The following is a 9,907-nucleotide window of genomic DNA, read 5'->3' as shown; positions in this document are numbered from 1 at the left end:
GTGGCCGTGCCGGGCGCGGCCGGCGCTGCCGCGGCGGGCGCCTTGGCGGCGCGTCGTCGGCGGGCCGGTCATGGCGACTGAGGCCCGGACGGGCGGGGTGCGCCGATCGCCCGGCTGCCGTCCGTCCTGGCCGGTGCGGGACTCTCCGCGGTCGTCGTGGCCCTGGCAGGGCTGCCGCCCCCCGGGGTCGGCGGACACGCGGCGGCCTCCGGCCACCACGACGCCGTCGAACGCGGTGACGGCAACGCCCCTCTCGCCGCCTGCAACCCCTACCTGGCCGGCCTCCACGCCCGTGACCGCCGTCCGGCTCCTCCCACCAGCACCGACAACCCGAAAAGGGAAGAATGAAGAAGCTGACCAAGCACCTGATCGTCGCCGCCGTGCTCCTGGCCGGCTTCGCCGCCGCCCTCGGCTCGTACCTGCTGCTCCGGCCCGAGAACGGGAGCGGGAGCGGCGGCCCGGACGTCCAGCCCGCCGCCCAAGCCGTGCCGGTACGGGAATCCAGCCACCGGCTCACCGATCCGGCCGACAGCGAACTGACCCTCGTGGAGTTCCTGGACTTCGAGTGCGAGGCGTGCGGCGCCTACTTCCCGGTCGTCGAGAAACTGCGCGAGGAGTACGGCGACCGGGTGACCTTCGTCGCCCGCTACTTCCCCATGCCCGGCCACCGCAACGGCGAACTCGCCGCCCGCACCGCGGAAGCCGCGGCCCGGCAGGGCAAGTTCGAGGAGATGTACACCAAGCTCTTCACCACGCAGAAGGAGTGGGGCGAGTCGCAGGAGTGGAAGGAGGACGTCTTCCGCGGCTACGCCGAGGGACTCGGCCTGGACATGAAGGAGTTCGACGCGGACCTGGCCGACCCGGAGACCGCCGGACGCGTCCAGGAGGACCAGCGCGACGGACTCGGACTGGGGGTCCAGGGCACGCCCACCTTCTTCCTCGACGGCCGCAGGATCCCCAACCCCGGCTCCTACGAACAGTTCAAGGCACTCATCGATGAGCGACTGTCCGACTGACCCGAAGGAGAGCGCGCCGTTCACGGAGTAGCGGCGGGCACCGGCCCGGCCGGCGCCTACGTGAGTCCCCAGGGTTCCCCGCGCATCCGGGTCACCGCCGGACTGCTCGTCGTCGGGGACGCCCGCATCCCTCTGAAGGCGCTGGGCGAAACGCACGTGCCCGAAGGTGAGGAGGCACGGGCGTGGCGGACGTACAAGGCGGACCCACGGGCTTTCACGGCCATGCGGAGTCACCTCCCCACGGCGATCCGCATCGAGGTCCGTGATCCCGATGACCCGATCCCGTACGTCCACCTGTCCACCCGCGCACCCGAGCGGCTGGCCGAAGCGATCCGCGGTTCTGCCCGACAGGAGCACGGGGAACGGAGGGCGCTCGGCGACCGTGCCGGGTGACCGGATGACGACCCACGGCGGCGGGGCGAGGGCCCGCGGGCGCGTCGCGCGGAGGCTTGCCCGCGGGCCGGGCTGTTCGCACTCGTCGGCAGCCCGCTCGCGGCTCTCGGTCACCGCACGGTTGACGAGGGCCCGGTGCCGTGGCGTCCGATGACCGCCCTCGCCGCCGTCCGGTTCGCCGTCCTGCGGCCCTTCGCCCACCGTCCGATGGTTCTGCCGACGGTCATCGGCCGCACGCTCACGGCGCGGGCGTGCCCCGTCCGCTCACGGGGGCCGGCCCCGGGGGCGCGGTCACTCGGGCCAGGCGGAGTTCTCGATGACGTCGACGAAGTCGATGCGCCGGAAGCCGGGGACGAAGTGCTCCAGCACGTCCGCGTTCACCGTGCCGAAGGTGGTCTCCGGGCGGTGCTTGAACCCGTCGGTGAACGCCTGGAGGATCTGCTTCTTGAAGTCCGGGCGGGGGTGGGCGGCGGTGACCTCGTCGATCCGGTCCCGGGAGATGCGGGCCAGGTTCAGTCCGAGCACGTCCGTTTCGACGCCGGCGGTGGTCGCCGCGATCTCCGGGGCCATCTTGTACGGCACCTCCGGGGTGGTGTGCAGGGCGATGGCCGTCCACACGGTGTCCGCGCCTTCCTCGGAGAGGCCGTGGGTCAGCAGGAACGCCCGCGCCTGGTCGGCGCCGTCGATCTCGAAGCGCTGGTCGTCGCTGCGGTACGGCGGGACCAGGCCGGTGTCGTGGAAGAGCGCCGCGACGTACAGCAGCTCCGGGTCGGGCCGGATGCCCAGGGCCGCGGCCTGGAGGCTGCCGAAGAGGTAGACCCGGCGCGAGTGGTGGAAGATCAGCGGTGGGGTGGTGTCGCGGATGAGTTCGGTGGCCTCCTTTGCGATCCCGCTGTCGGGGATCTCGATGCCGGCGATCTTCTCGGCCATGACTGCCTCCCTGGGACGGTGTGCTGTCGTGTGTGCCTCCACCCTCCGTGGGACGGGGCCCTCGCGTCCGCTCCCCGATGGCCGACAATCCCTCGAAAACGGTCACGGCCCGTGCGGCCGCCTCATCCGGTGGCCTTCCGCGAACGGGAGCGCGGAGCGGTGGTGGTGAACCGGTGCTGGTACCGGATGGGGGACAGCCCCAGGTGACGTGCGAAGGCCCGGCGCAGGCTCTCGTAGCTGGGGAAACCCGACAGCGCGGCGGCCTCCGTGGCATTGTGCCCGGCGTCGAGCAGGGCCTTGGCCATGTCGAAGCGGATCAGCTCCACGTATCTCATGGGGGTGGTGTCCAGCTCGGCCCGGAACATGCGGGTCAGGTGCCGTGGACTGACCCGCACGCGCGCGGCCAGGGCCTCCAGGCCGTGGTCACCGGTCGGATCGCCCTGCACCGCCTCCTGGACCAGGCGCAGCACGGGGGTCCGGGGGGCCGGCCCCTGGAGCGAGGCGGAGAACTGGGACTGACCGCCGGCCCGTTGCATGTACACCACCAGCGAGCGGGCGACCTTCCGGGCCAGGTCCGGCCCGTGGTCCTCCTCCAGCAGGGCGAGGGCGAGGTCGATGCCCGCGGTGACGCCGGCCGAGGTGTAGGTGGTGCCGTCCTTGACGAAGATCGCGTCGGGCTCCACCCGCGTCGACGGGCAGCGGCGGGCCAGCGCGGTGGTGTGCTGCCAGTGCGTCGTCGCGCGCCTGCCCTCGAGCAGTCCCGCGGCCCCCAGGACGAAGGCGCCGGTGCACACCGAGGCGACCCGCCCCGCCCTGTCCGCCAGTGCCTTCGCAGCCGCGCCGAGAGCGGGGTCCACGGGGGAGCCGGGCAGCGCGTCACCCCCCACCACGACCAGCGTGTCGTAGGGCGCGGCGGCGTACGCGTCCACGTCGGCCGGCACGCGCATGCCGATGGACGAACCCACCGATGCCCCGTCCGCCGAGACGATGCTCAGCCGGTACTCCGCGCCGTACCGGTTGGCCTCGCTGAAGACCTCCGCCGGCCCGGACAGATCGAGCATCTTCATGCCGTCGAACACGAGGACGCCCACGCTGTGTGGTCCAGGCGCCATGGCTTCCTCTCCCAGGAGCGGTTCCTGCGGTGACCTTCGCCTCATTGTCCGTCCAGCGCGAGGAACGCGCCCGCGACCCGCAGCGAGGAAGGCGTCCGCCGGGGCGGACGGCCCCTCGCCGAGGCGGCACGGCACCCGGTGAGCCACCGTCCCGGTCCGGCACTAGCGGTCGAGGAATGGACCCAGTACCGAGATGAGCTCGGCGGGCGCGTCCAGCGCTATGAGGTGAGCAGCGGTGGCGAACTCGACCAAGGTGGCACCGGGGATCTCGGAGGCGTACCGGCGGGCGATGTCCTGGAAGTCGGCGACATCGAGCTTGCCGATCCCGACCAGCGTGGGGACGGAGATGACGGCGATGTCGCCGGTTGCGGCATCCTGGGAGTGCTTTTCGTTGATCTCTTGGTTCACCAGCGACGTTCGTAGCGGGCCGCGGAGTCGGTCGGCCAGTCCAGCGGCGACGTCCTCCCACCTTCGAGCCGGCCCGCGCAGCCACATGTCCAGGTTGACACGGACGGCGGCGTCCACATCGCCCGAGGCCAGGGCCGCCGTTTCCGCCTCGTCGTACGCGACCGTTTCCGCGGACCAGTGGTATCCCGGCCACGGCGGGGCGAGCAGCGCCAGGGAGTGCACCCGGTCCGGGTGGGCGAGAGCGAAGTCCACGGCCACGCGGCCGCCCCAGGACGCGCCGACGAGCCGGACGCGTTCGTGGCCGAGGTGGTCCAGGAGACGGCGCAGATCGTCGGTCTCGCGGAACGGGCCGGTCGGCGGTGCGGACGCACCGAAGCCGCGCAGGTCGTACCGGATGACGGTGTGCCGTTCTGCCAGGTCGGGCACGATCGCGTCCCACATGCGGTGGTCGGCGACGCCGGCGTGCACGAGTACGACGGGCGGTCCGTCGCCGGCGACGACGTAGGAAAGGTTTCCGAGGTCATCGGCGAGTGTGAGCATCCGCAGATGCTTGCAGGACGACAGTGCACGTGCCACCCAATAAGGGGAAGGCTTCTCCTCGCTCTCGCTGCCACTGCCATCCGGCTCCGCTCATGAGCGGAGCGACTACTCCTGACCCCGGTGAACCTTCTCGGTCACCGCACCGGCAGGTGACGCTTTCGGCCCCGCTGCTCCCCTTCAAGGAGCACCGGGGCCGAAAGCTGTGCGGGGACGCGGCCGTCAGTCGTCGTACGACAGGCCGTGCCCGGAGCGGAAGAGGACCTTGGTCGGGTCGTCGGCCCGTTGGATGGGCACGGGCAGCTTGCCGCGCGGCTCGACCCGGCCGGCGATCACCCGGGCGGCGGCGCGCAGTTCGACCTCGGTCCAGCAGTAGGAGGCCAGCGAGGCCGGGACGTCGCCGAGGTGGGCGATGTCGTAGGGGTTGCGCACCGCGAGGTGGACGACGGGGACGCCCGTCGCGAGCAGCCGGGACACCAGGGTGCGCTGGGCGCTGGTGGCGCCGACGTTGTCGGTGGTGACCACCACCGCGTCCCGTCCCCGTGCGGCGGCCACGGCCTCGTCGATCTTCGCCGTGTCGGGCGTCCGGCCGGTGGCGAGGTGGGTGGTGCTGTAGCCCAGTTCGTCGAACGCCTTGGCCAGCTCGGGCACCGTGGTGCGGGTGTCGTCGGTCGGGAAGGCCGGGCTGGCGCCGACCACGAGCAGCTTCTTCTGCCCGCGGCGCAGCGGGAGCGTCTCGTGCTGGTTGACGAGCAGGGTGGTGGTGCGCTCGGCGATCCGGGCGGCGGCGAGTTGGTGCTTGCGGGCGCCGACGACCCGGTCGACCTCCTTCGGGGAGACGTAGGGGCTGCCGCTGAGCAGGCCGACCTTGTCCTTGAGGCGCAGGATGCGCAGGACCGACTCGTCGAGCCGCTTCTCGGTGATCTCTCCGCTGCGGACGGCGGCCAGGACGCCGTTGTAGGCGACGCGGATGTCCGGCGGGAACAGCAGCTGGTCGGCGCCGGCCTTGAGGGCGAGGACGGGCACGCGGTCGTCGCCGTACTTGGTGCGCACGCCGGCCATGTTGAGGGCGTCGGTGACGATCACGCCGTCGAAGCCGAGTTCGTCGCGCAGCACGCCCTGGAGGATCGCGGGCGACAGGGTGGCCGGTTCGTTGCTGGGGTCGAGCGCGGGGACCTGGAGGTGCGCGGTCATGATCGAGTCGACGCCGGCGGCGATCGCGGCCTTGAAGGGCGGGGCGTCGATGCGGTCCCACTCCTCGCGGGTGTGGGTGATCACGGGCAGTCCGGTGTGGCTGTCCTCCCCGGTGTCCCCGTGGCCCGGGAAGTGCTTGGCGCAGGCCACGACGCCGGCCTGCTGATAACCCGTCACCTGGGCCGCCACCATGCGACCGACCTCGCGGGCGTCGGCGCCGAAGGAGCGGACGTTGATGATGGGGTTGGCCGGATTGACGTTGACGTCGGCGACCGGGGCGAAGTTCTGATGGATGCCCAGGGCGGCGAGTTCGGTGCCCGATATCCGTCCGGCGGTGCGCGCGTCGGAGAGCGAGCGGCCCGCGCCGAGCGCCATCGCGCCCGGCAGCTGGGTGGCGCCGCTGCCGATGCGGACGTTGGCCCCGTGCTCCTGGTCGATGGAGATCAGGGACGGGATGGGGGTGGGCAGGGCGAGCGAGGCCCGCTGCACGCCGTTCGTCAGGTCCGCGACCTGGCGGGGGTCTCGGATGTTGTTCGCCCAGCCGGAGAAGTAGATGACACCGCCGATGTGGTACTTGGCGATGAGCTCGGCCACGGTGCGGACGCCGAGCTCCTTGAGGTTGCGCTCCTGGTCGAACTGGCTGGGAGAAGTCGCCGACGTACCGTAGAAGTACGGCACGAACAGCTGGCCGATCTTCGCCTCGATGCTCATCCTGGAGATGATCTTCTTGAGGCGGTCGTCGCGCTTGTGCGCGACCGCGGGGGTGGCCGTCACCCCCACGACGCCCGTCGCGCTTGCGGCGACCACGGTCGCGGAGGCGAGAACGGTTCGTCTGGACAGACTCCGGTCCTGCATGCGGACATGCTCCTTCCAGCCTTGCCCACCAAGGGAATCGAAGGAAACGGGAAGTACTCCGAACAGCGGGAAACCTAGCCCGCGGTTCATGGGCGGGGCAAGAGGTCTAGACAAAAAAGGTCTAGACAAATCGAGGGCTCTCCTGCCGTCTGCGTGGGCGCCCTGAGCTGGGCTGATACGTCACCATGAGCTGTCCGACGCCGAGTGGGCCTTCGTGGAGCCGTTGCCGCCGCGGTCCGGGCGGGGCCGCGGACGGCTCCGACGCGGCAGCCACGGCGGACGTCCGCCGGCCTCCGACCAGCAGGTCGGCAAGCGGCGCCACGTCGTCGAACGCTGCTTCGACCGCCTCGAGCAGTGGCGCGGCACCGCCACCCGCCACGACCGGACCGCCGAGTCCTGCCGAGCAGCCGTCACGCCCGCATCGCTCCTGACGCGGGCGTGACATTTCGACGACAACTCCTAGCCGGTCCCGCGGTCCAGGACGCGGCGGGCCGCCTCGGCCTCCGCCGCCGGTGGGGACAACTCGTCGAGGGTGTCGAGTTCGGTGTCGGCTTCCAGCTCCCGCTCCCAGGCCGCCGCCAGTTCTTCCTGCTCCTCACGGGGTTTGGCGCTGACGGCCTCCCGGTGCTCCGGGTCCAAAGCCGCCAGGAATCGTCCGACCGCGTCCGTGGGCATGCCGTTGCTCCTTGTCGTCCCGAAAGGGCCCCTTCCGGCCCAGCATGACCAGCCGGGCCCGAGCCGGCCGCCCGACACGTCCTGCGGCCACCCTGATGGCCCCACCGCCCGGTCCCACACCACGGTCCGCAAGGTCACCGGCCGACCGGCGAACCCGTCGCGCCCGCAGAAGCGGATCGCGTCCGCGTCGCCGGAGTACGCGGTCACCTCGGCCGTCCGGGCCCGGCGGACGACGATCCCTTGTCGCCGCTCCCTCAGGGGTGTCGGTCCCCCATGCCGGGCGACGCCGGCCCACCCCACCGACGACCAGGGGACCTCCGGCGACGGCGGAGCACCGGGTCCCGCACGGCCGGGGGGCGGGACCACGGGGGTCAGAGGCCGGTGACCTTGGTGCTCGCCGTCACCTCGTAGACGAGGGTGACGGTGCGCCGGCCGCCGGGGGCCAGGGGGACGTTCCAGCGGACGATGCCGTCCGCGTCGACCGCGTCGGGCACGGGGGAGCAGGCGTCCTCGCGCAGGCGTACCTCCACCGCCGAGACCTCGGAGACCGGGATGCGCTCCCGGAGCACGACCACCCTGTCGTCGTGCTCGGCGGGGGCGGAGAACCTGGAGAGGTGCAGCCGGACGGTTCGGGTGAGGACCGTCCGTTGGGTGATTCCGGCGGTGTCCCGGGTCTCCTCGGCGTGCCGCAGGACCCGGTGGTCGTCGCGGCTGCCGAAGGCGAGGTCGGCGGGGGCGCCGGGGGCGGTGAAGCCCAGCGTGCCGCGGCCGCTGAATCCGCTGCCCCGGATGAGGTCGACGGGCCCGGCGAGCAGCGCGTGGCCCGACAGGTTGTCGAACCGCACCACTTGGTGGACCAGGGGCGACAGCTCGGGAGAGCAGGCGTACTCACTGCCCGCAGGGGCGGTGAAGGAGGAGATCGGCACGCGGTGGGCGCGGCCGTCCGCGGGCACGGAGACCGCGGCGGGGGAGCGCAGCACGCGCACCTCACCGCCGTCGTCCACGCCCGGCAGGCCGGGTACGGGGGCGGGGCCGAGGTCGGTGATCTCCTCCTCGCGCAGCTCGACGTGGACGGTACGGCGCTCCGCGGGGGAGCGGTCCTCGAGCGTCAGCCGGTCCTCGCCGAGCCGGGGCGGCTCGGCGGCCCGTGCGGAGCGGGCCGTCGACAGGGTCAGCCGTACGTCCGACCAGTCCTCCCCGGTGCGTTGCCAGACCACGGCGTCGGTGTCCAGCCTGAGGGAGTCCCCGTCCAGCACGGCCCGGTAGGCGGGCCGCCACAGGGCGCACGGGGTGAGGTGGCTCAGCCGCAGCGCGGCCGGTCCGGCGGCCTCGGACCGGACGGTCAGCTCGACGTGCCCGACCAGCTCGGCGGGCTCCGTCTCGGAGAGGTCCAGGGCCCGCTGGGCCTCGGAGAGCTCGGCGGCGAGGGCGGTCAGCCGGGCCTCCACGGTGCGCAACCGCTCCCCGTGGGAGTCGCGTTCGGCGTCCACCCGGTCCAGTTCGCGGGTCCAGCGGGCCCGTTCGGTCTCTCCGGAGCCGGCGCCCTCGCCGATCTCCCGCAGCAGATCGGCGGCGAGCCGACCGAGCGCGTCGAGGCGGGCCCGCAACCGGTCGCGCTGCTGTCCCAGGGCGAGCCGCTCCTCCTCGAGGGCGGTCACGCGGTGGCGCAGGGCGGAGTCGTCGTCGGTGGGCCGCGGCCCCCGCGGCGTCCAGCCGCGGACGATCCGCACGTCGAGCACGGTCGCCGGGTGGTCGGCGGTCAGCTCGGCGTGGAGGGTGCGGTCGGCGGCCAGCGCGCTGACCGGCCCGAGACGCAGCCGCTGGGTGCCGGACCGCAGGTCGAGCACGGTGGTGCGCTCGACGTGGGCGCGGTCCTCCAGACAGGTGATGGCGGTGACGGGGAGGGGAATCGGCTCCGGTGTCGTGGACATGGGGTGTGTCAGCTCCTGCGGTTGCCGCCGGTCAGGGCCTTGCCGGCCGGGATGCGGACGGCGTAGCCGCCGTCGAGGGCGGCGGTGCCGCCGGCGGGAAGCTCGATCCGCCACAGACGGGTGCCCGGCACGTGGTGCTCCGCCTCCGTGCCGACCTCGGGCGCCACCCAGTCGGCCCGCTCCTCGATCCGGACGTCCGCCTCGGAGGTGACCGGCACCCGTTCGCGCACCTCGACGGTGACGGGTACCGCGAGCCGGTTGGCCAGCTCCACGTGGACGCGGTGGTCGAGCACGGTGATGTTGTTGCGCAGTCCCGCGGTCGACTCGTGCAGGTCGGTGCGGCGGGAGACCCCGATGGCCTCGGCCGGCCCGAGCCCCACCCGGCACGCACCGCCGGGGGCGAGCGTGGGCAACGAGGCGGTCACCAGGAAGTCCTCGTCCACGGTGACCTCCACCGGACCGGCCAGCAGAGCCTGGTCGGTGGCGTTGGAGAGCACCAGCGTCGTGTACACGACCTGCTCCACGGACGGCACGCAGACGTACTCGGTGCGCAGACCGACCGGGATCTCACCGACGGTGACGGTGTGCCAGGTACCGTCCGAGGGCACGTCGGCGGGCGCGGCGGCGTCGAACCGGTGGTCGAAGGAACCCGCCGACTCGCGGGGCCGCACGGTGCGCCCCGGCAGGGGCAGCGCGGCCACCTTCTCGGCCCGGCGGCGGTACTCGGCCGTCACCGGGTCGGAGTCGGGGCCCGGGAACAGCCGGCCCCGCCGGCCGTCCTGCTCGTCGGGGCCGCACAGGACCAGGGCGGTGTAGTCGAGCTCGGCGCCCTCCGGCCGCGGCGGCCCGGCGGCGG

Annotated in this window: 10 protein-coding genes; 3 read left to right on the top strand and 7 right to left on the bottom strand. The window is 72.8% G+C overall.

Annotated elements, in window-relative coordinates; all coding sequences use genetic code 11:
- Positions 1-156 precede the first annotated feature (156 nt).
- The 3 genes from B7L92_RS20190 to B7L92_RS20180 are packed head-to-tail and all read left to right on the top strand — an operon-like array spanning position 157 to position 1,409.
- On the top strand, positions 157-348 hold the full coding sequence (locus B7L92_RS20190; protein ID WP_081238919.1) for a hypothetical protein: 192 nt from the start codon (positions 157-159) through the stop codon (positions 346-348).
- Positions 345-1,016 (top strand): DsbA family protein, encoded by a 672-nt coding sequence (locus B7L92_RS20185; protein WP_081238918.1) that lies wholly within the window; start codon positions 345-347, stop codon positions 1,014-1,016. The genes B7L92_RS20190 and B7L92_RS20185 overlap by 4 nt, the downstream gene beginning before the upstream one ends.
- A gap of 60 nt (positions 1,017-1,076) precedes the next feature.
- Positions 1,077-1,409, top strand: coding sequence for a DUF3093 domain-containing protein (locus B7L92_RS20180; protein ID WP_081238917.1), 333 nt, complete (start codon positions 1,077-1,079; stop codon positions 1,407-1,409).
- Between the two features lie 291 nt (positions 1,410-1,700).
- Here the strand turns inward: B7L92_RS20180 and B7L92_RS20175 are convergent, their stop codons facing one another.
- The 7 genes from B7L92_RS20175 to B7L92_RS20140 form a co-directional block, all read right to left on the bottom strand.
- Positions 1,701-2,339 carry an HD domain-containing protein gene (locus tag B7L92_RS20175; protein ID WP_081238916.1) on the bottom strand — a complete coding sequence of 213 codons (639 nt, stop codon included), beginning with the start codon at positions 2,337-2,339 and terminating at the stop codon, positions 1,701-1,703.
- 122 nt (positions 2,340-2,461) lie between these two features.
- Positions 2,462-3,451 carry a GlxA family transcriptional regulator gene (locus B7L92_RS20170; RefSeq protein WP_174703992.1) on the bottom strand — a complete coding sequence of 330 codons (990 nt, stop codon included), beginning with the start codon at positions 3,449-3,451 and terminating at the stop codon, positions 2,462-2,464.
- 162 nt (positions 3,452-3,613) lie between these two features.
- The gene (locus B7L92_RS20165; RefSeq protein WP_255311048.1) at positions 3,614-4,435 is read right to left on the bottom strand and encodes an alpha/beta fold hydrolase; all 822 of its coding nucleotides are present in this window, start codon (positions 4,433-4,435) and stop codon (positions 3,614-3,616) included.
- 183 nt (positions 4,436-4,618) lie between these two features.
- Complete coding sequence (locus tag B7L92_RS20160; protein ID WP_081238915.1) at positions 4,619-6,445, bottom strand: glycoside hydrolase family 3 protein; 1,827 nt, start codon at positions 6,443-6,445, stop codon at positions 4,619-4,621.
- A gap of 459 nt (positions 6,446-6,904) precedes the next feature.
- Positions 6,905-7,120: a hypothetical protein gene (locus B7L92_RS20150; protein ID WP_081238913.1), complete on the bottom strand. Its 216-nt coding sequence runs from the start codon at positions 7,118-7,120 to the stop codon at positions 6,905-6,907.
- A gap of 371 nt (positions 7,121-7,491) precedes the next feature.
- Positions 7,492-9,051: a mucoidy inhibitor MuiA family protein gene (locus B7L92_RS20145; protein ID WP_081238912.1), complete on the bottom strand. Its 1,560-nt coding sequence runs from the start codon at positions 9,049-9,051 to the stop codon at positions 7,492-7,494.
- 8 nt (positions 9,052-9,059) lie between these two features.
- Positions 9,060-9,907: DUF4139 domain-containing protein (locus tag B7L92_RS20140; RefSeq protein ID WP_143626356.1), on the bottom strand; the 848-nt coding region annotated here is incomplete at its 5' end.

This window comes from Streptomyces viridosporus (assembly GCF_002078235.1).
Lineage (GTDB): Bacteria > Actinomycetota > Actinomycetes > Streptomycetales > Streptomycetaceae > Streptomyces > Streptomyces viridosporus.
This window is presented reverse-complemented; position numbering and strand designations above follow the sequence as displayed.